The organism is Euzebyella saccharophila, assembly GCF_014855495.1.
GTDB lineage: Bacteria > Bacteroidota > Bacteroidia > Flavobacteriales > Flavobacteriaceae > Euzebyella > Euzebyella saccharophila.
The window spans coordinates 51,063-75,580 of record NZ_JACYFJ010000001.1 but is presented as its reverse complement, the minus strand read 5'-3'; the positions used below and the strand labels follow the sequence as shown (position 1 = coordinate 75,580).

27 protein-coding genes and 1 tRNA gene are annotated in these 24,518 nt (G+C 40.0%); 19 read left to right on the top strand and 9 right to left on the bottom strand.

Annotated features, from left to right (window positions below; translation table 11 throughout):
* Nucleotide 1 precedes the first annotated feature (1 nt).
* Both IL355_RS00355 and IL355_RS00350 read right to left on the bottom strand, forming a co-directional pair.
* Nucleotides 2-1,321, bottom strand: coding sequence for a serine hydrolase domain-containing protein (locus tag IL355_RS00355; RefSeq protein WP_192460237.1), 1,320 nt, complete (start codon nt 1,319-1,321; stop codon nt 2-4).
* A gap of 16 nt (nt 1,322-1,337) precedes the next feature.
* On the bottom strand, nt 1,338-1,853 hold the full coding sequence (locus tag IL355_RS00350) for a DUF456 domain-containing protein (protein ID WP_192460236.1): 516 nt from the start codon (nt 1,851-1,853) through the stop codon (nt 1,338-1,340).
* Nucleotides 1,854-1,995: 142 nt separating this feature from the next.
* On the opposite strand from IL355_RS00350, the gene IL355_RS00345 reads away from it, so the two are divergent.
* The 5 genes from IL355_RS00345 to ruvC all read left to right on the top strand — a co-directional run bounded on the left by IL355_RS00345 (nt 1,996) and on the right by ruvC (nt 6,754).
* Entirely contained in the window at nt 1,996-2,376 is a 381-nt protein-coding gene (locus tag IL355_RS00345) for a BlaI/MecI/CopY family transcriptional regulator (protein ID WP_192460235.1), read from the top strand.
* Between the two features lie 21 nt (nt 2,377-2,397).
* Nucleotides 2,398-4,335: a M56 family metallopeptidase gene (locus tag IL355_RS00340; protein ID WP_192460234.1), complete on the top strand. Its 1,938-nt coding sequence runs from the start codon at nt 2,398-2,400 to the stop codon at nt 4,333-4,335.
* A 2-nt stretch (nt 4,336-4,337) separates the two neighbouring features.
* Nucleotides 4,338-5,477, top strand: coding sequence for a tetratricopeptide repeat protein (locus IL355_RS00335; protein ID WP_192460233.1), 1,140 nt, complete (start codon nt 4,338-4,340; stop codon nt 5,475-5,477).
* 43 nt (nt 5,478-5,520) lie between these two features.
* Nucleotides 5,521-5,997, top strand: a complete 477-nt coding sequence (locus IL355_RS00330) for a hypothetical protein (protein ID WP_192460232.1) — start codon at nt 5,521-5,523, stop codon at nt 5,995-5,997.
* A 199-nt stretch (nt 5,998-6,196) separates the two neighbouring features.
* On the top strand, nt 6,197-6,754 hold the full coding sequence (ruvC, locus tag IL355_RS00325) for a crossover junction endodeoxyribonuclease RuvC (protein ID WP_192460231.1): 558 nt from the start codon (nt 6,197-6,199) through the stop codon (nt 6,752-6,754).
* A 195-nt stretch (nt 6,755-6,949) separates the two neighbouring features.
* On the opposite strand, the gene IL355_RS00320 is transcribed toward ruvC, so the two are convergent.
* Nucleotides 6,950-7,177 (bottom strand): hypothetical protein, encoded by a 228-nt coding sequence (locus IL355_RS00320; protein ID WP_192461360.1) that lies wholly within the window; start codon nt 7,175-7,177, stop codon nt 6,950-6,952.
* Between IL355_RS00320 and hemW the strand changes: the two genes are divergently transcribed.
* The 11 genes from hemW to IL355_RS00265 all read left to right on the top strand — a co-directional run bounded on the left by hemW (nt 7,130) and on the right by IL355_RS00265 (nt 15,249).
* The gene (gene hemW / locus IL355_RS00315; RefSeq protein ID WP_192460230.1) at nt 7,130-8,269 is read left to right on the top strand and encodes a radical SAM family heme chaperone HemW; all 1,140 of its coding nucleotides are present in this window, start codon (nt 7,130-7,132) and stop codon (nt 8,267-8,269) included. The genes IL355_RS00320 and hemW overlap by 48 nt on opposite strands.
* Nucleotides 8,270-8,301: 32 nt before the next feature.
* Nucleotides 8,302-9,051: a cyclase family protein gene (locus IL355_RS00310; protein ID WP_192460229.1), complete on the top strand. Its 750-nt coding sequence runs from the start codon at nt 8,302-8,304 to the stop codon at nt 9,049-9,051.
* A 2-nt stretch (nt 9,052-9,053) separates the two neighbouring features.
* Entirely contained in the window at nt 9,054-9,404 is a 351-nt protein-coding gene (locus IL355_RS00305) for a DUF4260 domain-containing protein (protein WP_192460228.1), read from the top strand.
* Nucleotides 9,404-10,027 (top strand): DUF4230 domain-containing protein, encoded by a 624-nt coding sequence (locus tag IL355_RS00300; protein ID WP_192460227.1) that lies wholly within the window; start codon nt 9,404-9,406, stop codon nt 10,025-10,027. The genes IL355_RS00305 and IL355_RS00300 overlap by 1 nt, the downstream gene beginning before the upstream one ends.
* 10 nt (nt 10,028-10,037) lie before the next feature.
* A complete protein-coding gene (locus IL355_RS00295) occupies nt 10,038-10,436 on the top strand; it encodes a Dabb family protein (RefSeq protein WP_187456169.1) in 399 nt (132 codons plus the stop codon).
* Nucleotides 10,437-10,439: 3 nt separating this feature from the next.
* Complete coding sequence (locus IL355_RS00290) at nt 10,440-10,985, top strand: GNAT family N-acetyltransferase (RefSeq protein WP_192460226.1); 546 nt, start codon at nt 10,440-10,442, stop codon at nt 10,983-10,985.
* A gap of 2 nt (nt 10,986-10,987) precedes the next feature.
* Nucleotides 10,988-11,344 (top strand): MmcQ/YjbR family DNA-binding protein, encoded by a 357-nt coding sequence (locus IL355_RS00285; RefSeq protein ID WP_192460225.1) that lies wholly within the window; start codon nt 10,988-10,990, stop codon nt 11,342-11,344.
* 8 nt (nt 11,345-11,352) lie between these two features.
* Nucleotides 11,353-11,835 carry a DinB family protein gene (locus tag IL355_RS00280; protein WP_192460224.1) on the top strand — a complete coding sequence of 161 codons (483 nt, stop codon included), beginning with the start codon at nt 11,353-11,355 and terminating at the stop codon, nt 11,833-11,835.
* Nucleotides 11,836-11,889: 54 nt separating this feature from the next.
* Entirely contained in the window at nt 11,890-13,665 is a 1,776-nt protein-coding gene (locus IL355_RS00275; RefSeq protein WP_192460223.1) for a MutS-related protein, read from the top strand.
* Nucleotides 13,666-14,667, top strand: a complete 1,002-nt coding sequence (locus IL355_RS00270; RefSeq protein ID WP_192460222.1) for a metal-dependent hydrolase — start codon at nt 13,666-13,668, stop codon at nt 14,665-14,667.
* A 237-nt stretch (nt 14,668-14,904) separates the two neighbouring features.
* Nucleotides 14,905-15,249: an Hpt domain-containing protein gene (locus IL355_RS00265; RefSeq protein WP_192460221.1), complete on the top strand. Its 345-nt coding sequence runs from the start codon at nt 14,905-14,907 to the stop codon at nt 15,247-15,249.
* Between the two features lie 3 nt (nt 15,250-15,252).
* On the opposite strand, the gene IL355_RS00260 is transcribed toward IL355_RS00265, so the two are convergent.
* From IL355_RS00260 to IL355_RS00245, 4 genes are all read right to left on the bottom strand, one after another.
* Nucleotides 15,253-16,353 (bottom strand): DUF4407 domain-containing protein, encoded by a 1,101-nt coding sequence (locus IL355_RS00260; protein ID WP_192460220.1) that lies wholly within the window; start codon nt 16,351-16,353, stop codon nt 15,253-15,255.
* Between the two features lie 150 nt (nt 16,354-16,503).
* Nucleotides 16,504-18,648: a M56 family metallopeptidase gene (locus tag IL355_RS00255; protein ID WP_192460219.1), complete on the bottom strand. Its 2,145-nt coding sequence runs from the start codon at nt 18,646-18,648 to the stop codon at nt 16,504-16,506.
* A 2-nt stretch (nt 18,649-18,650) separates the two neighbouring features.
* The gene (locus IL355_RS00250; protein WP_192461300.1) at nt 18,651-19,016 is read right to left on the bottom strand and encodes a BlaI/MecI/CopY family transcriptional regulator; all 366 of its coding nucleotides are present in this window, start codon (nt 19,014-19,016) and stop codon (nt 18,651-18,653) included.
* 65 nt (nt 19,017-19,081) lie between these two features.
* The gene (locus tag IL355_RS00245; protein WP_192460218.1) at nt 19,082-19,378 is read right to left on the bottom strand and encodes a hypothetical protein; all 297 of its coding nucleotides are present in this window, start codon (nt 19,376-19,378) and stop codon (nt 19,082-19,084) included.
* A 92-nt stretch (nt 19,379-19,470) separates the two neighbouring features.
* Here IL355_RS00245 and IL355_RS00240 point away from each other — a divergent pair, with 92 nt between their 5' ends.
* The gene (locus tag IL355_RS00240; RefSeq protein WP_192460217.1) at nt 19,471-20,049 is read left to right on the top strand and encodes a PhnA domain-containing protein; all 579 of its coding nucleotides are present in this window, start codon (nt 19,471-19,473) and stop codon (nt 20,047-20,049) included.
* Nucleotides 20,050-20,198: 149 nt separating this feature from the next.
* On the opposite strand, the gene IL355_RS00235 is transcribed toward IL355_RS00240, so the two are convergent.
* On the bottom strand, nt 20,199-21,590 hold the full coding sequence (locus IL355_RS00235; RefSeq protein ID WP_192460216.1) for a dipeptidase: 1,392 nt from the start codon (nt 21,588-21,590) through the stop codon (nt 20,199-20,201).
* 343 nt (nt 21,591-21,933) lie between these two features.
* On the opposite strand from IL355_RS00235, the gene IL355_RS00230 reads away from it, so the two are divergent.
* Together IL355_RS00230 and IL355_RS00225 are read left to right on the top strand one after the other, a co-directional pair.
* A tRNA-Leu gene (locus IL355_RS00230) sits at nt 21,934-22,015 on the top strand.
* Between the two features lie 380 nt (nt 22,016-22,395).
* The gene (locus tag IL355_RS00225; RefSeq protein ID WP_192460215.1) at nt 22,396-22,761 is read left to right on the top strand and encodes a hypothetical protein; all 366 of its coding nucleotides are present in this window, start codon (nt 22,396-22,398) and stop codon (nt 22,759-22,761) included.
* A gap of 5 nt (nt 22,762-22,766) precedes the next feature.
* Here the strand turns inward: IL355_RS00225 and IL355_RS00220 are convergent, their stop codons facing one another.
* Nucleotides 22,767-24,386 (bottom strand): carboxylesterase/lipase family protein, encoded by a 1,620-nt coding sequence (locus IL355_RS00220; RefSeq protein WP_192460214.1) that lies wholly within the window; start codon nt 24,384-24,386, stop codon nt 22,767-22,769.
* Nucleotides 24,387-24,518 lie beyond the last annotated feature (132 nt).

Genomic DNA, 24,518 nt, shown 5'->3' with positions numbered 1-24,518 from the left:
TTTATTCCTTGGTGTAATTATAAACCTGGCCAGCCTGCTTAAGTACCATGGTGTTGTTTTCTGCGTCAAATTCTAAGCGAACACCTGCTTGTTGAAACTCGAAAGTATCTGTGGCAGAGGCTTCCAAAGGAAAGGACGGTTGGCCGGTCGCTTGGGCCATAAGCCCATTCTCATTATGGCTTATGGTGATTTTTAAAGGGATATCCTTACTGGCATACGTGCCTACATACTGTTTGAGTATCTCTGGCGTCACTGTTATAGTTTGAAAAGAAGGCAGTTCAAACGGTTTATTGAAATAAGCACTAAGTGCTGCAATGACGATATCATTGTTGTTGATTCGTGAGCCGTTAGAGGTGACGCTAAACGCCAATTGGTCTTCGGGTAGATAACCGAGCATGGAGGTAAAGCCATCGATACCGCCGTTATGGCCAAAACCTTTTTTATCATAAAAAGGCATTTGAAAAATTCCCATCCCATAACCATCAGTGATGGTTTTCATTTGGTCCAGGCTTTTTTGAGTAATTAATTTTTCGGCAAACAAGCTGGTAATAAATATATTGAGGTCGCTAGGGGTAGAAACCATGGCACCGGCGCCTAGAGGAATGGACATGTCCGTTTCGCTTTCCTTTTTCCATGTATCGGTAAATTTATAGGAGTAAGATTCATTTATACCAATGTCCGTTTTACCTCCTAAGTAGGTGTTTTGTAATTTTAGGGGATTGACAATTCGCTCCGAGACCAAATCGGCATAGGATTTTTTAAAAGCATCTTCCAGAATAAAAGTAAGTAGTACGTAATTGGAATTGCTGTATTCCGACTTGCTATTAGGTTCAAAAACGGATTTTGTTTCGTTGATTATCTCGATTAGTTCCTCGCGGGTTTTTGATTGAGTGCTCCACGAAAGATAAAGAGGATTGCTGGTGAAATTGAAAATACCACTGCGGTGGTTGAGTAAATTGCTGATGGTTATTTTTTCGGCATTGGGCACATCCGGAAAATATTTTTCTATGGTGTCGTTCAAAGAAAGTAAGCCGTCTTCTACCGCCATAAACACCAAAACGGAAGTAAACATTTTGGAAATGGAACCTACCCTAAACTTGGTGCTCTTTTGGTTCGGTATGTCGTGAGCGATATCAGCGTAGCCAATTGATTTTTTATAGATTTCCTTTCCGTCGTGGCTCATGGCAAAGCTGCCCATCCACCGGTCATTTTTTTCTAAAATGAGAAATAGACTGTCCAATTTGGAGAATGAAACTACCTGAGCACGAATCGAATTTTGCAAGAATACTAGTAGGAAACAAAGTAGCGCTATTTTTCTCATGATACTTTCATTTTTGTTAATTAAAAAAGGGAAACAAACCCTCCCGAAATTGCCAGGCCTTTGAAATGAATAGCCCCATATAGACAATGGCGACTAAAAACTTTAAAAAAGTGCCGGTCAAAAAGCCTAAAAAGGAACCGAAAGCAGCCTTGGTCGCCGTTTTTTTATCGGCCTTGTTCAATAATTCTCCCACCAAAGCCCCGATGAATGGCCAAATAATAATTCCGAAGGCTCCAAAAATAGGGAACACAAGGGCTACGATGAGTCCTAAGGTGGTGCCTATCATACCCGCTTTGGTACCCCCGAATTTTTTGGTTCCCATGGCAGGAATAACATAATCCAAGGCAAAAACGATAAGGGCCACTGCAGCCGTAATGCCCAAGAACCACCAATCTTGAGGAACGGCAACCGTGAGGTGTAACAGCAGTAAGCCTACCCAGCTTAAGGGTGGACCCGGCAATACGGGTAAAAAGCTTCCTAGAATACCAATTATGGTAAAAACGAATCCAACAATTAAAAGGGCAATGTCCATAGAGAACTGTTTGGTAATTGGACTAAGGTAGCCGTAAAAAGTTACAATTGAGTACGGGTAAATTAAAATTTTCAACTAAAAAAATAGTTTAAACTAAAAATTTAGTTATATTTGAATATTGTTAAACTAAAAAATTAGTTAAATGAAGCAATTGACCAAGGCCGAAGAGGAAGTAATGCACGTATTGTGGCAATTGCAAAAATGCAATGTAGCCTCCATCATTGAAGAGTTGCCGGAGCCTAAGCCAGCATACAATACGGTTTCTACCATTGTGCGGATTTTAGAGGGAAAAGGTTTTGTGGACCACGAAAAACAGGGGAAGGGCTATCTCTATTTTCCGGTGGTGAAAAAGGCGGATTACAGCAACCAAAGCATTAATAAGTTGGTGGATGGCTATTTTCAAGGCTCTTTTAAAAGTATGGTCTCCTTTTTTATGAAGAAGAACGACATGAGCCTGAAAGAGCTGGAGTCCATCCTTCAGGAAATAAAAAAAGGAGAGGGTACATCCCCAAAAAATAAATAGAAAACTATAAATGGAGTTCCAATGATACAGTACATTTTAGAATGCATCGCCTTTCAATTGGTTTTTTTGTTGGTGTACGACTTGTTTTTGAAAAGGGAGACCTTTTTTCAATGGAACCGATTGTATCTTATTGGTACTTACCTCATTTCTTTGCTATTGCCATGGGTAAAAATCGAAGCGTTAAAAACACAGGTGCCTGAACGTTTGTACGTATACCCGGAGGAATGGTGGAACATGAACAATGCTGCTGAGGTAGCCGTTGTGGCCCAGGATTCTTCCTTGAATTTTAGTTGGCCTGCCATAGTTTTCCTGATGGGAGTTTTATTGTCCTTTGCACTGTTCACGTATAAATTGGGAAAACTTTACTCCCTTAGAAAGAAGGGTGAGTTGGAGCATTATAACCAATTTACAAAGGTGGTTTTAAAAAATAGCGACGCCGCTTTTTCCTTTTTTAAGTCCATTTTCTTAGGGGATAGGGTACTTGCAAGGGAACATCAGAATATCATCGATCATGAACTGGTGCATATTCGGCAAAACCACACCTACGATTTGCTGTTCTTTGAGTTGATGCGCATCATATCATGGTTCAACCCCCTGGTTTATGTCTACCAAAACCGATTGTCTGAACTGCATGAGTTCATCGCCGATGCAGAGGTGGCCAAAAACGAAAGAATAAAGCATTGTGAGCTTTTGCTCTCCCAAGCTTTTCAATCACAAAATATTTCATTCATCAATCAATTTTTTAAATCATCATTAATCAAAAAACGAATAGTCATGTTACAAAAAGCAAAATCAGGAACTATCTGGAAGTTAAAATATCTAGCCTTGCTCCCCGTACTTTTGGGGATGTTGGTCTACACTTCTTGCGAAAGGGATTCAAACGAAAACACCCTTTCAAACACCTTTGAAGTGGACAATGTGGAAAGCCTGACACCGAAAGAAGAACAGGATTTTTATGTTCGCTTGTTAGATCTGTCAAAACAGGGAGGAGAATGGAAGTTGACGCTCAAAGACGATAACTCTACTATCACCTTTACCCATCCCGTTAATGAATACTCCTATATTTCCGGACCCAATGGCGTGCCTATTAAGGCGGCGATGCAAATAACCTCTAAGGTATTGGCAAGTGATTTTGACATTTTTGAACACAGTACCAATAGTATGGTGGCCGTAGGTTATTCAGAAGGAGTGCCCTTTTCTACTGTGGATGAGGTACCTGTTTTTCCCGGGTGTGAAAATGCAGCCGACCCAAGGGCCTGTTTTCAAAAGAGTATACAGAAGCACATTAGCAAGAATTTTAGATATCCCGAAGAAGCACAAAAACTTGGTGCAGAGGGCAGGGTGTCGGTATTGTTTACCATTGCCGAGGATGGAAGTATCACCGATATCAGAAAACGTGGTCCTCATCCACTTTTAGAAGAGGAAACCGAAAGAATCATTGCCCGTCTGCCTAAAATGACTCCTGGGATTCACCAAGGAAAGGCGGTAAAAGTACCCTTCTCGATACCTATAGAATTTAAGTTAGCTCAAACCAATGCTATAGGAGCTAAGGTAGAGATGTCAACCAATAACCCGCAGCGTATGTCTATGGACGATGTGATGGCCAATTTAAATGCGGTGCCCTTCGCAACGGTAGAAAAAGCACCTGTTTTTCCGGGTTGTGAGAACGCTTCAGATTCTAAAGAATGCTTTAAGCAAAGCTTATACAAACATGTTGGTAAACACTTTAGATATCCTGAAGATGCACAGGCAAGGGGTATTCAGGGCAGGGTGGCCATAATGTTTACAATAGCAGAGGACGGAAGCATTCAAGGTATCCGATATAGGGGTCCAGATGCGTCTTTAGAGCAGGAAGCCCTAAGAATCATCAAGAAATTACCGCAGATGCAACCGGCTCAAAACAAGGGTAAAAGTGTGGCGGTAGCTTATTCGATACCAATAACATTTAAATTAGAATAGAATTGAGAACCGTATTTAAGGTAGCAATTCTTATGGTTTTTATAAAAGCCGAAGCGCAGTCTTCGGCTTTGGCCGTTGCAGATAGTCTTTATGCCATTGGCGATTATACCTGGGCCATCAATCATTATGCTCAATCAAATGTCTCAAACTCGAGCCTTCAAATCGCACGTTCTTACAATGCCTTGGGCAGATACGATAAGGCGATCGCTCAATATGAAGATGTGGTTGCAAAGCGGCCCGAAGCGGAAATTGCCGGTTTTGAATTGGGGAAATTGTATTTGAAAACGAAGTCTTTTGAAGAAGGGCGCAAACTATTTTCAAAATTGATTGCTTCCAATGATTCAAATCCTGAATACCACTATTATCTCGGTGAAATTTTTACAGAATTGAATCAGCCGGCCAGTAGTCTTAATTCCTATAAAAAGGCTATTGAAAAGGACAGTCAGCATTTAAAGAGTTTATTCCGATTAGGAAAGTATTTTGTGTTAAAGCGAGAGAAAGAAACGGCACTGAGGTATTTGAATCAAGGTTTAGATGTATATCCTGATGATGTCTCGCTCATCAACCTAAAAGCCTTGGCGTATTTTAATAATGATGAACACCATGTGGCCCTGCCGTTTTTTGAGCGATTGGTGGAGTTGGGCGAGGACAAAGAATATATTCTTTCCAAACTGGCCTATTGCTATTTTAAAAGCTGGGAGTTTGAAAAGGCCAGAACTATCTATGACCGAGTACTTTCTCTTAATGATGAAAATGCCGATGCCTATTACCATTTGGGCATTATGCATTTAAAGGAACAACAAGCGGACAGTGCCCATATGTATATCCAAAAGTCCATAGAGGTACAAACACCGGTTTTGGCCACGGAGTATGAAGCCTTGGCCAGAATTGAAAGAATAAGAGAAAACCCTAGAAAAGCCTTGGAATACTATCAAATGGCCCATCAAGAAGCTCCCGAGGTTTCCATGTTGTTTCACAATGTGTGCACCCTAGCCGATCAGGTGTATGACAACCCGGAAAAGGTCCTTCCTTTTTACGAAGAGTATATCGACAGGTATGGAAACGAAAAGGGATATGCCATTGAGGTGGTCAAGAAAAGGGTCTCACAGTTAAAGCAAGAGATTCATTTTAGCAAAAAGTAGGTTCTTCTTAAAAAATCGTAATTTCCACCTAGATTAAAGGGCAATGCGATATCTCACATTATTTATTCTTTTATTGGTCGGAACCAGTTGCAACTGGACCGCCTTTCGGGAAAAGAAAACTCGGGAATATCTCAATGAGGAAATCGGGAATATTGATTGGGAAGAGGTAGATAAATACCCTCTTTTTGATTCCTGTGATGAAACGGTTTCCAAAGAGGAACAGAAAAATTGCTTCGCACAGGTGCTTTTGACCCATTTTTCAAATTATTTGGATGATACGTTTTATGCTACCGAGCTTACTTCACAAGACACCATTTATATTGATTTGCTGATGAAAGAAACAGGTGAATTACAGGTGATGGAAATTGTAAATGGAGAAATTCTATATGATGATTTGCCAAATTTCACCTCTCAAATCAAGACCAGTTTAGATAGTTTGCCAGAGTTGAAACCAGCATTGAAAAGGGGTATTCCCGTAAAAGCCAAATTCAGAATCCCGATAGTGTTGAGTCCGCAGTAACGTTGTCCTAGTTTTGAGTAATTAGATATGAGTAGTGAGTGTTTAGTTATGAGTTTTTAGTCGTGAGAATTGAGTTTTTTCTTACCAATAACCAACAACCAACAACCAACAACCAACAACCAACAACCAACAACCATCAACCAACAACCAACAACCAACAACCAACAACCAACAACCAACAACCATCAACCAAAAGAGTTTGAAATCAGAAAAAATCATATTAGGCATTGACCCCGGAACTACCATTATGGGTTTTGGACTGATCAAAGTGGTGAACAAAAAAATGGAGTTCGTTCAGATGAATGAGCTGTTGCTTCAAAAATACGATGACCCGTACATAAAATTAAAGCTCATTTTTGAACGTACCCTTGAATTGATCGATACCTATCATCCCGATGAAATAGCCATTGAGGCCCCATTTTATGGTAAGAATGTACAGTCCATGCTCAAATTAGGTAGGGCGCAGGGGGTGGCCATGGCTGCTGGACTCTCACGTCAAATACCAATCACCGAATACCTGCCCAAAAAGATAAAAATGGCCATCACCGGTAACGGAAATGCCAGTAAAGAACAAGTGGCGAAAATGCTTCAAGGTATGCTCAAATTGAAATCCTTGCCCAAGAACCTGGACAGTACCGATGGTCTTGCCGCTGCCGTTTGCCATTTCTATAATGAGGGAAGGGTAGAGCTCGGTAAAAGTTATACCGGTTGGGAAGCCTTCGTAAAGCAAAATGAAAAGCGAGTAAAGAAGGGGTGATGCTATTGAGTTAAAAGTTTGGAGTTATGGGTTGTTAGTTAGTTTTTTCTTCTTGCAACGAGTAACGAACTTTAAAAATTGACATAGGACATAGGACATAGGACATAGGACATAGGACATAGGACGTAAGACCTAGGACGTAGGACGTAGGACGAGAGACTAATGACGTAAGACGTTGGAATTAAGAGTCGAAAGTTAGAAGATAATAGTTAAAAGTTGTGATTCATATTGGGAAATTAAATATTGATTATTTTCCTTACCAACAACCAACAACCAACAACCAACAACCAACAACCAACAACCAACAACCAACAACCAACAACCAACAACCAACAACGAGCAACGAGCAAGGAGCAACGAGCAACCGAATAAAACATGAGCGGCATCTACATCCACATACCGTTTTGCAAACAGGCCTGCCATTATTGCGATTTTCATTTTTCTACTTCAATGGGGAAGAAAGAGGCGATGGTCAACGCATTGCAGAACGAATTGAAGATGAGAAGCGGAGAATTGGAAAACGAGACCGTGGAAACCATTTATTTTGGCGGAGGCACCCCTAGCGTACTTTCCAGTGATGAAATCAATTCCCTAATTAAAACCGTTTTTGATGAATATGAAGTAGCTCAAAATCCTGAAGTGACTTTAGAGGCGAATCCTGATGACCTTTCCAAAGAAAAAATAAAGGAACTGGCTCGGAGTCCTATCAACCGCTTGAGTATTGGAGTGCAGTCCTTTTTTGAGGAGGATTTAAGGTTGATGAACCGTGCGCATTCGGCAGAAGAAGCCTTGGAATCCCTGAAACTTGCGACCGACAACTTCGATAACATTTCGCTCGATTTAATTTACGGCATTCCAGATATGAGCAACGCGCGTTGGTTGGAAAATATAGAAACGGCACTTTCTCTCGGTGTTCCACATATTTCCAGTTACGCGCTTACCGTGGAACCTCAAACGGCCTTGGCGAGTTTTATTAAAAAGGGATTGGTAAAAAATGTGGACGATGCGGTAGCACAGGAACACTTCCATATTTTGGTGGATAGGTTGGAGAAAGAGGGTTTTGTAAACTACGAGATTTCCAATTTCGGAAAACCGAATTATTTTTCCCGTAACAATACCGCCTACTGGCAACAAAAGAAATATTTGGGTATTGGTCCGTCTGCCCATTCTTTTGATGGAACAAGTCGCGCTTGGAACATTAACAACAATCCCAAATATATTAAAGCAATTGAAAAGGGGGAACTGCCCTTGGAAAAGGAAGTACTCTCGGTAACGGACCGGTATAATGAGTATGTCATGACGGGACTTCGGACTATTTGGGGCGTTTCTTTGGATACAATTGTAAAGGACTTTGGGGAAAACTTTAAAAAGTATGCCCTTCGGCAAGCCGAAAAACACATAGTGGAGCATTTGTTATACCTAGATGGCGACGTTCTGCTGACTACCCAAAAAGGAAAATTTCTGGCCGATGGACTGGCGGCCGACTTATTTATGCTTAATTTATCCGATGATTAGCACATTGGTATCAATGCATTAAAAGAGCCTTTATGAAAGCTGAAATTGAGTATGAAAACCAGAAATTCAACATCGATTTAGCCCAACCTTTGGATATATCCATTCCGCTTAGGGGCAATGCACAAAATGTAAATGCCTGGTATGTGTCCCATCCAAAAATAGAACCCCATAGAGACGGAGATTTCGTGGGAAAGGTTGCTAAGGGAGCTTCGGTCAATTTTAATGATATTTGGTTCAATCCGCACGCCCATGGTACGCACACCGAATGTGTGGGCCATATAACGGAAGAGTTTTATTCGGTTAATCAACACCTTAACCAATACTTTTTTTTAGCTGCTTTGATTACCGTGGTTCCAGAATTGCAAGATGATGATTGGGTGATTTCAAAACATATTTTGGAAGTCGCCCTAAAAAGCGAGATAGTTAAGGCGCTGGTGATTAGAACTTCCCCCAATGAGCGAACCAAATTGACCAAGCAGTATTCCCATAGCAACCCACCATATCTGTTAGAAGAGGCTATTATTTTCCTTTTGGAAAAAGGAGTGGAGCATTTACTGGTGGACCTTCCATCCGTAGATAAAGAGAAAGATGAGGGAGCGTTAAGCGGGCATAAAGCTTTTTGGAATTACCACGGCACGCTTCGAAAGCAGGCTACCATTACAGAATTTATTTATGTGCCCGATGCTATTGAAGATGGGCGGTATATACTCAATCTACAGATGGCCCCCTTTGAAAACGATGCCAGCCCAAGCCGTCCGGTACTTTATAAAATTGATGGATAAAAATGAAGACAATTTTAAAATTAGAAGAACTGGGGCAGTTACTGTTGGGAATCTATCTCTTCTCTTTATTGCCCTATAGTTGGTGGTGGTTCTTAGCCTTGATTCTAGTGCCCGATGTAGGAATGTTGGGCTATTTGCTAAATGAAAGAGTAGGGGCATGGATGTACAATTTTTTTCATCATAAGGGAATAGCCGTTGCAATTTATCTTTTAGGAAGTTATCTTTCGGTGCCCTTAATACAACTGGTGGGTGTTATTTGGTTTTCGCATTCAGCAATGGACCGCTTGTTCGGGTACGGACTCAAATACGAAAAGGGCTTTAAGTTTACCCATTTGGGTGAAATTGGAAACTAATGGATACTATTTTTGATTCTTTTTTAGGTTTAATTCTGGGTGCCATCCTTACGTATTGGGTATATACCTTTATGAAAAAAAAGGAGCGCAAAGAGGAGACGGAACACCAATCTGAAGTGTTGCTCGAAAAAATCAGAAGTGTATGTAAATTGGTATCTGTGGAAGGTGATTTTGCTGAAATCTACCGCTACGAAAATATCAAGGAACGTTTCATGAGCTTGGTCACCAGTAAGAAAAAAGCGCTGATGGTCATCAACGCAAAAGCTCAAATTGGTTACGACCTTAAAAAGGTGGAAATAAAGGCCGATAAGGCCAATAAAAAGATTATTCTCACCAATTTTCCGGAACCTGAAATATTATCTATTGAGCCTGATATTCAATTTTATGATATTCAAAGTGGTATGTTCAATTTTTTCTCGCCCAATGACCTAACCCTTTTGAATAAAGAAGCCAAAGAGCACATTAGGGATAAAATTCCCGAGAGCGGATTAATGGACACAGCTAGAAAAGAGGCGATACAAGCCGTATTGCTTATTGAAAAAATTGTGGAGACTATAGGTTGGAAGTTGGATTACTCCGCTTTGGAAATTTCTGAGAACCAAAAAAAATTACTGCAAGAATAAATATTAGAAAATGAAAAAGTTATTAGCAATACTATTTATAACCACCGCCATGAATGTTTATGGCCAAACAAATGATAAAATGAGAGAATTTGATCCTAATTTTGCCCATACCGTTTATTTCTGGTTTAAGAATCCGGATAGTCAAGAAGACCGAAAGGCTTTCGAGACCTCTTTACAGAAGTTTTTGGACAATTCCGCTTACGCCAAAACTTGCTTTATTGGTAAGCCGCCAAAGGCAAGCAGAGATGTTGTAGATGGGTCTTTTACCTATTCCCTAATCGTGACTTTTGAGTCTGCCGAGGCGCAACAGAAGTACCAAGATGAGCCGCCTCATAAACTTTTTATTGAAGAATCTTCTGATTTGTGGAGCAAGGTAATCGTTTACGATTCCATGACCACCCAAAAGTAACGAATGCTTGATATCAAAAAGGCAAGCATTGCCAATGCCGAAGAAATTGCCGTTCTACACGCCTTAAGTTGGCAGCAGAATTACCGCGGTTCTTTTAGCGACCAATTTTTGGATAATGAGGTGGGTGAAGAACGACAAAAAGTTTGGCGGGAGCGTTTAGGTAATCCGCAACCGAACCAAAGTGTTTGGGTTGCCAGATTAAATGGAAAATTTGCGGGTTTTATTTGTACCTTTTTTCAAGATGACGAAACCTACGGCTCGTTGGTTGATAATCTGCATGTCTCGCCGAAGATAAAAGGCAAAGGGGTAGGTTCTCAATTATTACGTGTAGCTGCCGAAGAGGTGGAGCAGAAATACCCCGACACCGGCATTTACCTATGGGTGCTTGAAAAGAATGTAGGTGCGCATCCTTTTTACAAAGCTTTGGGAGGAAAAGTTATCGAAACTATAAATGGAAACGATATTGGCGACCTTGAAATTAGGAAGGTGCGGTACCATTGGAAAAAAGCTCAAGACTTAGTAAATAGCGTTTTGGCAAAAAAGAACTAAAAATGAATATTGAGGCATTTAGAGATTACTGTTTGGCCAAAAAGGGCGTTACGGAAGAGCTTCCCTTTGGTCCTGATGCCTTGGTGTTTAAGGTATTGGGTAAAATGTTCGCTCTTTCCGCATTGGATCGGCTACCATCACAGGTAAATCTAAAGTGCGACCCAGATAGGGCCATTTTGCTACGGGAAGAGCATGATGGGGCCATTATTCCTGGATATCACATGAACAAAGTTCATTGGAATACGGTGATGCTAAATGAGGTGCCGCCCCAATTGATTACTGAGTTGATAGACCATTCTTATGAATTGGTGGTTTCTAAATTGACAAAAAAATTAAAATCCGAATTGGAAAATTTATAATATCCGTCTTGAATAACACTCAGATTCCAGAAATCGTAGTGGAGTTAAATGCCGCTTTCAATGGGGAGCCTTGGTATGGTATATCCCTGATGGAAAAACTGAATCAAATTACAGTAGATGAAGCAGTGGCTTCTATTCCTGATTACCCCAAGACTATTGCAAGATTCGTAAAGCATTTACTGGCTTGGCGTGAATTTGTCATCAAAAAACTGGAGGGAGAGGCGCTTTTTAAAATTGAAATGAACACTGAAAGCGACTGGCCCGCAGTAGAAATCAAATCCGACAGTGACTGGAAAAATTTACTCTCCGAGTTAGAAGCTTCCCAAAGAAAAATATTAGAGCTTTTAGCCCACTTATCTGATGATTCATTGCAGTCAAACGTTTCCGGAGAGAACTATAATTACAGGTATATGCTCCGGGGATTAATAGAACACGACACCTATCATTTGGGTCAAATATCCCTGTTACACTCCATTTTAAAAGATTCTTGAAACTATTTGCCCATTCTTTAGACGTATCTTTGCTAGCTGTTGATAAATTGACCTATGCAAGAATTGGAGCACTTCTATAAAAACCAGATTTCAAAGCATCAGACGAAGTTAAGCAACGTAAAAAAGCAATTGTTTGTTTCTAGCATGGTTCGCCTGGCTATTTTTTGCGCTGCTATTTTTGGTGTATACTTTGTCTATGGTAATACGAGACTGGTTTTAGGCGTAGTTTTAGTGGCCATTATTCTTTTCTTGGTTTTGGTAAATCGGCATAGTAACCTTCAATACGCTAAAAATTTATTGGTTGCCCTAATCGAAATCAATGAAGTCGAATTAAAGGTTTTAAAACGTGATTTTCATGATTTGCCTGCGGGCGATGAATTTAAAAATGGGGAGCACTATTATAGTCAGGATATTGATTTGTTCGGGAAAGGTTCCTTTTATCAATATGCCAATAGAACGACCTTGACCTCGGGTTCGCAATCATTTGCTTCTCTCCTTACAAATAATCATATAGACCGCATTGAAGAGAAGCAGGAAGCCATTAAAGAATTGGCCCAAATTCCGGAATGGCGTCAACATTTTTCGGCAACGGCGTCGTTAACAAAAACGGAAACTAGTACTAAATTTATTGCTAGTTGGCTTAAGAGTTATAAATTCTTCGTGCCTTCTTACATGAAGTTTTTACCATTGGTTTTTTCAATCGGTTCGGTCATTCTATTTACCTTATATTTTCTAGATGTGATTCCGGAATCCCTTTTGTTATTCTGGTTTGTTGTTGGTTTTGCTATTACGGGAGCTTATACCAAGAATATCACTGGTTTGGTTACCGATGCTTCCAAATTGCAAAGTACGTTTCAACAGTATCAAAAATTATTGTCGCTATTGGAAGAAAAAGAATTTTCTTCCACGTATCTCAATGAGTTTAAGAAGGAAATGAAATCCAATGGTGAAGTGGTTTCCAAGTTAATTTCCAAATTTTCCGCTTCCCTAAATAGTCTCGACCGAAACAATAATCTTATTTATTTGATCCTTGCGAACGGCTTTTTCCTTAGGACGTTGCACCATTGCTTTCATTTAGAAAAATGGATGCGCCAACATGGCGATTCGGTCGAGAAATGGTTCGAAACAGTGGCAAAGTTTGATGCCTACAATAGCTTGGGCAATTTTGCTTTTAACCACCCAAAGTACAGTTACCCAAATATAAACGAAAGCCAAAAGGTTGTTTTAGCCTCCAAGAATGCAGGTCATCCTTTATTGAATCCTGAAAAGATGGTTCTAAACGATTTTCAAATAGCAAAGGAGCATTTTTTTATCATCACCGGGGCCAATATGGCGGGAAAAAGTACTTTCTTAAGAACGGTTTCTTTACAGATTGTAATGGCCAATGCTGGTCTTCCCCTTTGTGCCGATGAGGTTACCTATTCGCCCATAAAGCTCATTACGAGCATGCGAACTACAGATTCCCTTACAGATGATGAATCCTATTTCTTTTCTGAGTTAAAGCGACTCAAATTTATCGTCAATGAAATTCAAAAGGACCAATATTTTATTGTGCTGGATGAAATCTTGAAAGGAACCAATAGTACCGATAAGGCCGAGGGTAGTAGAAAGTTTGTGGAGCGGTTGGTGAACTCTAAAGCTACGGGTATTATCGCTACTCACGATTTAAGCCTGTGTGAAGTGGCAGAGGAAATGCCCGAAGTGGAAAATCATTATTTTGATGCCGAAATAGTCGATAATGAACTTCATTTTGACTACCGGTTCAAAAAGGGTATTTGCCAAAATATGAATGCTTCCTTTTTGTTGAAAAAAATGGAAATTGTAGAGTAGATGGATTCCCTCACACAAATAGTTTTAGGTGCCGCGGTTGGTGAAGCGGTACTAGGAAGACGAGTGGGCAATAAAGCAATGCTTTACGGTGCCATTGCCGGAACAATTCCTGATTTGGATGTACTTTCAAAACACTTTGTAGATACCGTAACCGCTACCGAAATGCATAGAGGTTTCAGTCATTCCATTTTCTTTTCGGTACTGTTCGCTCCCGTTTTTGGGTGGATGATTTCCAAAGTAGAAAGGAGGAGTAGGGCAACGGCCAAAGACTGGTCTTGGCTAATGTTTTGGGGTTTGATTACCCATCCATTACTGGATGCGTTTACAACTTGGGGAACGCAGTTGTTCTGGCCATTTGATATACGGTTGGCATTTCAGAGCATTTTTGTCATCGACCCTTTATACACCTTGCCCTTTTTAGTTTGTTTGGTCTTGGCGATGTTTCATAAAAGAACATCCGCGAAGCGCAGAAAACTGAATGACTTGGGATTGAAAATCAGCTCGATTTATTTGTTACTGACCTTGGTTTTAAAGGCGGCGTCCTTTTATCAATTTGATAGAAATTTAAAAGAACAGGGAATTGATTACCGGGAAATGAATACGAGGCCCAGTCCGTTCAATACCTTACTGTGGTCTGCGAATATTGATGTGGGAGATGCCTATTTGATAGCCGATTATTCCTTTTTTGATACGCAGGGTATTCAATTTAAAAGATATCCCAAGAATAGAGATTTGTTAGGAAACCTTCAGAAAAATGATAAGCTTAAAAGACTTACTGAAATCTCAGAAGGATGGTACACCATTCAGAAAAAGGACGATAGACTTTATTTCAATGATTTGCGATTTGGTTTGATGAGTTTGAACCCGGATGAGGAACGTTTTGCTTTCAGCTATTTACTTTCTCCTAAGAATGGGGATGTAAAAGTGAAGGAAATACCTAGGGATAGGGGCGATGCCAAAAAGTTATTGTCTGCTCTATGGAAACGGATTTGGGGAAATTAAAATGTTCTGTAAAGAAACCGTGTTTTTGAAATAGCCTTTACGTTTAACAGAGCAATATCTCATTTTTTAATCCGTTATTTTAGACCAACTTTACTTATGACCACATAAATGCTGGCTCTAGGATATGGTTTTTATATTTTTTGCAACATTTTCTCAAATTAAAGTAGTATAATTCGTACATTTGATTTGTTCGTTTCTTTATCCCCCACATAAAGAATAGAAGAACGAGCTTTAACAATGGAGGCGACACAAGATTTTTTAAGGGAAATACCCAACTTAGATTACGTGGTAGAACTGGTAGGAACACAAGACTTTGAGTTCCAAGCTAAGTTTGTGGCCATTATGAAGACCGAATACACTTCTGATTTGGGAAAATATCTTTATCATATTAAGATAGGAGAGCCCAGAAGTGCTGCAGAACTGGTGCATAAACTTAAATACAAGTTTAGTGTGTTGGGAATGGAGAAAACATTCGAGTTCGCTGAAACCCATAAGGAAAAATTGGAATTAGGAGACACCTCTCTTGATGATGTTTTTAAGGTAATACTTAAAAAAGTGTCCAATTTTCTTGACCAGGCCTAATTTTTACAGACTCCTAATTTCAGCTTTTTGAAAAGCATCCGCCTGAAGTTTCATTAGCTCTTCCGCCTTTTGTTTCTTATAAGCATAAACAGCTTCTTCTTCCTTGATTTCATCATAGATTTTCTGACTGAGCTCCGTATCCGTTTGTAAAATGTGGGACCGCTGCATCACTTTTTGATGAACCCAAGTTTCTAAGCTCGTTTCTTGGTCCTGAAGCTTTAAGTCATATTCTCCATTGGGAGCCAATAACTTTGCGATGATTGGTGAGGTTTCTATGGCCAAGAAAAGAAGAAAAATAAAAAATGAAGGTAGCCAAGGTAACTTTTCTAAAGCGTTGATGCGAGCCATTAGTCCGTCAAAACCATCAATAATGGGCTGCGTTTTGGTAACGCTTTTTTCATAATTGGCGTTGAGTAGGGCAATTTGATTTTCTTTTTCCTGAATTTTTTGATGATTGCCTGCTTTTAAGGAATTGAGCTCTGAAAGGGAAGCATCGTGTTTTTCACGTTTTTCTTCATAAACGGGCCCTTTTCCCAATAGTCCCGTGCCCGCGGTACCTTCTGCTTCGTTGATATAAATTTCGTACAGGGCATCGGTTTCTGCTTGCTTGTCCGTGATTTCCTGTTTTAAGGCACTTATTTCTTCTCGTAGCTGATCAATATTCGGAGTAAACTGTTGAGCCAATTGCTGCTGATTGGCCAGCGTCATTTCATTTTTTTCTTCAAGAAGTACTTGGTTAATTTCCTTTTCGAAAATTTTCATTTCCAAGGGTTTGGAAATAACTACTGCTATGATAATGGCTAGGATAAGTCTTGGTATCGCTTGTAAAAACTCCTGGCCAAAGCTGTTCCGTTTTTTGATGGTAGACACAATATATCGGTCGAGATTGAAAATGAGAAGGCCCCATATAATTCCGAAAAATACAGCACTGTAAATAGTTTCAAAAATGGTATATAGGGCATAGCTGCAGGCAATAGTGGCCATTAACGCCGTAAAGAATACGGTAGCGCCAATGCCGGCATATTTATTTTGTTCCCCTTTGGAACAAGTGTTAAGAATATCAGTATCGGCTCCGGAACAGAGAATGAAGAAACGTTGTAACATAAGTGTTCGTTTTTAGTGTCTCCTAAAGAACTTTCCTGATAAAAAGAAGAGTTTCTAAAGAAGACATTTGATGATTGATGATACTGTTAGAACGCGGTTTTCAACAAATTGTTACAAAAAAAAGCCCTTTGTTTAAGGGCTTTTTTTCGATTACTCCAATTCATCTAAGGTCATGGATGGTACATCGTGCGGTGTTTCGTGTTTTACTAACTGTATGTACTTATGTTTCTTTAATAAATCTAAGCCTTCTTCTTTACTGATAATTTTGCCTTTGTACCATATTTTTGAGCAGTTTTGAACCATTTTTTTAAAAAGGTCTGATGGTCTATCAGGTGTTGTTTCAGGTCCAAAATAAGGTGCATCAAAAAGTGTGAGTTTTAAAGTAGGTTTGCCGGTTTCCAAATCCTTTAAAGGATTTTGCTCATCTTTTGGACTATAATAGTTGTGTGAGGTTTGAACACGAATTTCCTCTTTCGTTCCATCTTTGATTGAATAAACGATTGGGTTTAGCTCATCATAGATTTCTTGACTTTCCACTATTTTTTCAATTTGATAGTTGGCATACTCGGTATCGGAAGCATTCTTTTTTATAAGTATCTCTTCTATCACATTTTCATTGACTTCCACGGCCAATACTATTTCTTCCTCCACTTCCGATGCTTCATTGGGAGGTAATGGCGCCTTTGGTTGTTGCGGTGGTGCCGGGGCGTTGGGAGGTAAAGGAGGTTTCGGAGGTTCAGGTAATGCAGGAAATGGCTCTGCAGTTGCCCGTTGTTTTTCGGACATGTTGTTGAAGAGATATTCCATTCGGTCTACATCTTTTTTTAGAATTTGGATACCCTCCTCTTTGTCCAACATCTTATTGTACCTCCTTGCCAGAGAATTGTATTCTTTCAACTCTTTTTTCGTAATACTCGTTTCTTGGGCATAGGCGCGGTGTTCCATTATATTCACGGTGGCAGCTCCAAAATCGGAAATAATGGCATCGATTTGTTCCAATACTACCTTTGGCGCGTTTTTATCCGCTGTAATGACTACTCGAAGGCTTTTCTCTCTTTCTTCAAAGGTGTTGGCGGTGTTCAATTGTTTTAAATGGCTTTTCAAGTCTTCCAATTCTACAAGCTGATTGCCGACCAACAACTTTCCGTTTTTGTTTACGGCAATTTCAATGAGGTCAACGGTCTGTTGTTGATTGTTACCTTTAAAACATTCTGGAAAAGGTTGAGCTTCCTCTTTTTGTCTGGGGGACATTTTTTTGAAAATGACTTCTAGCGTTCGCAAGTCGTTCAATGGTATTTTGCGTTCTTGAAGTGGTATGGCGTTGTATTTGGTTGCCAGGTTATTGTAGGTTTCAATTTCTAGTGCGCTAGCTCCCACCTGTATTTCTAGAGGCGGCGTTTGTGGTTGAACCACTGTCACTTGTTCGCTAAATCCTATTACAAGGGCTGCCAGTAGCGGTACGGCTGCGAAACTTCTAAGTACCACCGAAGTAGTCGATTTTCTTTTTTTCATGATGATGAATCGTTTTTTGATGCTTTGGATTCCCTCCGCACCGATTGATGAATAAACTCTGTTTAACTGATGATGATTAGTTGCTGATGAAGCAAACTTTAAAAGGGTATGTTGGTAATCTTTTGCTGGCGTACCTTGTTTTATAACGGCATGATCCGCTAAAAATTCGTGATTAAGTTTGATCCAGTTTTTTAGGATGAAGATTAATGGATTGAACCAAAAAGCAATCTGTAGTAGCTCCATTAGTAATACATCCAAACTGTGTTTTTGCTTAACATGGGCCGCTTCGTGAAGTAATACTTCATTAGGGATTGCCTTATTTTCAAACCCCTCTCGGCTTAAAAAAATGTAATGAAGAAAGGTGTGTGGAGCCGTGAAATCTTCCAATAAAACATTGACCCAAGATTTGGTTCTTATTTTTGGGTTGTTCCTGATGTTTTTAATGAGAGTCCTAAGGTGGATGATAAACCGAATGGTAAAAAAGAGACATCCTGCCAAATAAATAGGTAGTACTAATTGCCACCATTCCCATGGGTTTTCTTTTTCAGGGGCGATAATAGTGGTTGTTTCGGAAGTGTTAAATGAATTTTCATAATTAAAAGTGGTTGGCGGCAACTCCACATATTCTACGAAAACAATTTGCGGAATGATAAATGAAAGCATTACGGCGGCCAATAAATAAAACCTTTTTAAGTGGTGCATGGGTTCCCGCTCCAAAAGCATTTTATAGAGTGCCATAAAGGCGGCCAAACACGCTGCCGATTTTAAAAGGTAAAGTACCATAATCAACGCTTTTTAATTTCGTTGTCTATCAACTTGCGTAAATCTTCCAATTCTTCTTTGCTTAAATCGGTGGTTTCAGTGAAGAAGGAAGCGAATTGCCCCGGACTATTATTAAAAAAGTTGCGAATAAGTCCGTTAACGTGTTTTGAAAAGTAGTCTTTCTTTTTAACCAAGGGGAAGTATTCTCGCGACCTACCTTGAAGCTGATAGTCTACAAAGCCCTTTTCGGTCATTCTTTTGAGAAGGGTTGCAATCGTGGTGGTGGCAGGTTTAGGTTCTGAATAGGCTTTCAACAAATCTTTCATAAAAGCTTTTTTTAGCTTCCATAAAACATTCATCAATTCTTCCTCTGATTTTGATAATTGCATGGCGATTTCCTTTTGTTCTACAAACATAGAACAAAATATTTAATTCTACAAATGTAGAATTTAAATTACACCAGTGTCGAAAAACGATAATTGTAGTTGATCAGAAAAAGGGTAATCAAAACGGCCATTACAGCGATGCAAATGGCAAGTATGAGGAATGATTTTCTTTGCTCTTGTGAAGCTTTTTCTCTTATGTTGGACTTTATGGCTTCTAGTTTTTCGGAAGTAGGATTAGGAAAGTCATAGGTTACCGAGGAACCTTCATGAAAAAGCATGCTCCTATTATCTCCCTGAAACTTCTTTCTCGTAGGAAGGGAGTTTTGCTTAATCCTATTTACCATGTCGATTATATGTCCGCTCATATACCTAATATAAAAAAAAGATTGAGAAAATAACCTTCCTACATTTTGAAAGATCGAAAAAAAATTAAGTTTGCAACCTCAATTAATATTTTATGAGTGTATTAGAGGCCTTAAAAACCAGAAGTGGTTCAAAATGTGAGTTGTGTGGTGCTGAAAGTGAATTGTCTGTTTACGAAGTGCCACCCATCTCCACCGGTGGGTTAGATGGTAGTATGTTGGTCTGTTCTCATTGTCTAGCACAAATTGAAGGGGATGTTGCCATGGAACCCAACCACTGGCGTTGCTTGAACGATAGTATGTGGAGCGAGCACGAGGCCGTAAAGGTGGTCGCATGGCGTATGCTTGCAAGATTAAAAGAGGAAGGCTGGCCTAAGGATTTGTTGGATATGATGTATTTGGAAGATGAAACTTTGGCTTGGGCGAAGGCCACCGGAGAAGGCCTCTCAGAAGCTGAAAAAATTATTCATCGTGATGCCAACGGCGCTATTTTAGAAAATGGTGATAATGTGGTGCTAATAAAGGATTTAAAAGTAAAGGGCTCTAGCATGGTCGCTAAACAGGGCACGGCCGTACGCCGTATTACATTAGACCGTGAGAACGCAGAATATATTGAGGGTAAGGTTGACGGCCAACAAATTGTGATCATCACAAAGTATGTGAAGAAGACTTAATTGTTGGTGATTGGTTGAAGGCTTATTGAAATGTAATTTGTTTTACGTCCTACGTCCTACGTCATAATTCATAATTTTCCTAACTCCTAACTCCTAACTCCTAACTCCTAACTCCTAACTCCTAACTCCTAACTCCTAACTCCTAACTCCTAACTCGAACTCATTTCCGTAAAATATTGATAGAAATACGGTATAGTTTCAATGCCTTTGAGGTAATTCCATACTCCAAAATGTTCATTAGGGGAGTGAATAGCATCACTGTCAAGACCAAAACCCATTAAAATTGTCTTGCTTTCCAATTCCCGTTCAAAAAGGGAGACAATAGGAATGCTTCCGCCACTTCTTTGTGGAATGGGCGTTTTGCCAAATGTAGTCTCGTACGCTTTTGAAGCTGCCTGGTACGCCACGGTATCAATAGGGGTTACGTACCCTTGTCCGCCATGATGGGGTTTCACCTTTACCGTCACGCTTTTTGGAGCTATGGACTCAAAGTGTTTTTGAAATAGCTCCGTAATCTCTTGCCAATCTTGATTAGGAACCAAACGCATACTAATTTTGGCAAAGGCCTTACTGGGAATCACTGTTTTTGCACCTTCTCCTGTATAACCGCCCCACATTCCGTTAACATCCAAGGTAGGTCTAATGGCATTTCGTTCGTTGGTAAGGTATCCTTCCTCTCCATGTACATCATTAATATCCAAAGCCTTTTTATAGCGTTCGAGACTAAAAGGGGCTTCGGCCATTTGATTTCGTTCTTCTTTGGAAAGTTCTTCTACTTTGTCATAAAACCCTGGAATGGTAATATGGTTATTTTCATCGTGGAGGGAAGCAATCATTTTAGCCAATATATTGTTGGGGTTGGCCACAGCCCCACCGTACAATCCCGAATGTAAATCACGGTTGGGTCCGGTTACTTCCACTTCTACATAACTCAGCCCTCTTAGACCAGTAGTGATAGACGGAATGTCATTGGCAATCATGCCAGTATCAGAGATCAGTATAACGTCATTAGCAAGTTTTTCCTTGTTCAGGGCTACAAATTCACCCAAATTCTTACTGCCGACTTCCTCTTCCCCTTCAATCATGAATTTTACGTTACAAGGAAGTTGCTGGGTCTTGACCATAAACTCAAATGCCTTAACGTGCATGTACATTTGACCCTTATCATCACAAGCGCCTCGGGCATAAATAGCACCTTCTGGATGGGTTTCGGTTTTTCTTATTTCCGGTTCAAAAGGAGGAGAGTTCCATAAATCCATCGGGTCCGGCGGTTGTACATCATAATGCCCATAAACCAGGACGGTGGGCAGGTTAGAATTGATGATCTTTTCGCCATAAACAATGGGGTATCCATTGGTTTCACAGATTTCAACGGTATCGCACCCCGCTCTTTCCAAAGCAGATTTTATGGCTTCCGCCGTGTCAATAACATCTTGCGAAAATGCTGAATCGGCACTAATAGATGGAATTTTAAGCAGTTCAATAAGTTCTTCGATAAATCTATCCTTGTTTTTGGAAAGGTATTCCTGTACATTTTGCATGTTGCGAAATTAGACTAGTTTTTAAAATTACAAAAAAGTAAGTTTTGATGCTTTAAAATTTAGAGATATCAAATTTTGCTTTATATTTGCATCCCAATTTGATTTTGGAGTTGCAGGCGTGGTGGTCCCGATGTCCCGATAGTTATCGGTAGGAGGTATACATGCTAGAGTTTATAAGAACTCAGGTTGGTTTGATGAGATTCGAACACAGGGTTTTATTTAAAATATTGATGCAGGCGTGGTGGTCCCGATATCCATCGGGAGGTAGACACGCTAAAGTTTAGAAGAACTCAGGTTGGTTTGATTAGATTCGAATACGATCGTTCTTATTTAAAATATTGATGCAGGCGTGGTGGAATTGGTAGACACGCTAGACTTAGGATCTAGTGCCGCAAGGTGTGAGAGTTCGAGTCTCTCCGCCTGTACAAGTAAAAACCTCAACATTCTAGCAATTAGATAGTTGAGGTTTTTTTATTTTTGTGTTTGTACAGTTTTTGTGCAGTTATTACATTTTTAGGCTTTTAAATTAGATAGTTCATCACTTACTAAAAGAGCATTACTCTTCAAAGTAGTCTAAATCCATTTTCTTTATCTCAATAGTTTTATCGACTTGAACGCTTAAATTATATTCAATAGCCAGTTCTGTTACCTCTTTGCCGTCTATGATTGGAATCGCCGGACATAGTATACCACCCTCGCCGGATGAAAATGAACCACCCGTGCTGTGCAAACTGAAACACCTGCGCCGGACGAAAGTGAACCACTTTAGGATTTGATCTATCTGTAAAATGCCAAAGGTCTTTTTTTGTCAGAACGGACCATGGCGAACAAACAGATAGACAGGGCGAAAAATCAAAGTATTTATGCTGTGGGATTGGAGTATGAGAAAAATAGTGACAGTTTTAAATACGTAGATAGAATACAGTATCGGTTAGGTTATAATTATGATACTGGGTACCTTTCAATGAACGGAACTAAAATAGATGGTTACTCCTTTACGGCGGGAATTGGCTTGCCTGTGGGCCAAGGTTGGAAATCCAGATTAAATTTATCTTACAGTTACGGTTCCCAAGGGCAAATTCAAAATATTATGATTAGGGAGAACTTTCATCTGGTAACTTTGAACCTTGGCTTAAAAGACGTCTGGTTTCAAAAGCGGAGAATCAATTAGTGTTATCAGAGTTGTTTTTTTGCCACTAATTCGAATAACTCCTTGTCCAATTGCGGTTGAACAACACAGCGAGTATCCAAATGCATGGTAGCGGTGTTATCGCTATTGTATTGGGGCCATTGAGGTAAACCGGCGTGGTTGGGGTCTCCATTTTTAGCAAAGGCAATCCAGGCTTCGCTCATTTTGCCTGCCAGCTCTTGGGCTTTTCCGCCTCCACCTGTCATTTTTTCGGCTTTTTTAATATTGTCGAACATAAAGGGCAATTCCATACAGTGTAATGATTTGTATTTTCCGTCAAAGACGGGCGATTGCCATGTAAACAGGTACATGAAAACCGCTGCTCCACTATCAAGTTTTGACTTTTCATTGGCCTGATGTACTGCGCCGGGCCTAAACATTGTGTCCACATCAATTAAATCCTTGACTTCAGTATCATTGGGATAGGCTTTTTTTACAGCTTTGATATACTCATCGGATTTTGCTCCCCATTCTTGTTTAATATGGGCATATATTTCTTCATCGGAAGCGCCAACAAATCTCATATTGGCAAAGGGGGCAAATTCATTTTTAGTAGTTCCTAACATTAACGGAATGTCTTTGGAAAGTTCAAAGGCCTCCTGGGAAAAGAGTTGGTAGGGTAGGATCTCTCCGTCTTCGCTAGGACCCCAATTGAGGCCAAAACCAATAACAGGTTTCCCTTGTTCTCGCATCTTGGCGGCCACATTCTTTAGCGCTTGTGAGCTTACGTTACTCAGTTTTTCAAAAGGAATATTTTGTAGGCTGTCAACCTCACTTTTCTTTAAATTTAACAATGAAAGTACTTCCGCTCCAATGGCTTGTGTGTCTTCTTTTTCCAGTATTTGCGTTCTAAATGAACCGCTTTGGTTTATCGCCTTATGGAACAACCCTTTTGCTTGTGGCATGGCCATTAGGGTATTAACCTTAGCACCTCCTCCAGATTGGCCAAAAATGGTGACATTGTTAGGGTCGCCTCCAAAGTTTGTGATGTTGGTCTGTACCCATTTAAGTGCCTCGGCCATATCCAGAATACTGTTGTTTGCTGAATACTTGTATTTTTCTCCATATGCGGAAAGGTCCAAGAAGCCCAATACGTTTAATCGATGGTTGATGGATACAACCACCACATCTCCTCGCTTGCTTAGGTTTTCACCGTCATAGGATGGAAGTTCTTGGCTAGAACCTGCGGTGAATCCACCGCCATGTATCCAGAAAAGTACAGGCCTTTTTTTGCCATCGGAAATACTGGGTGTCCAAATATTGATTCTTAAACAATCTTCGCTCGTGTATCCCCAATCATGGTCAAAAACAAATTCTGACTCATCGGATACTTCTGTTGTAGGAGTAAGAAGAGGCGCTACCGGTCCGTAGGTGGTAGAACTTCTAATACCCTCCCAAGAATCCGGTTTGGTTGGGGCTTCAAAACGTTTGGCTTTGGCATAGGGAATGCCTTTGTAGGTAAAAATTCCGTTATGAACGTAGCCGCGAACTTTCCCGGATTCAGTTGTGGTTACAGCAACATCTTTACCTGTCCGTAGTACTTGTGCTCCCAAAAAGTTTATGTGAAGAAGAATGTATAGACCGAATAAAAAAGAGGTGATTCTCATCGTTTGATGTTTAATAGTTAAGGAGTTGAGTATCAAATAAAGGACAAAAAAATCCAATTTCCAAAGTTTATTGTTTCACAATGAGACAATAACGGTTTTTTTATATTTTAAGTCCTCAGAGGATAATTGTAA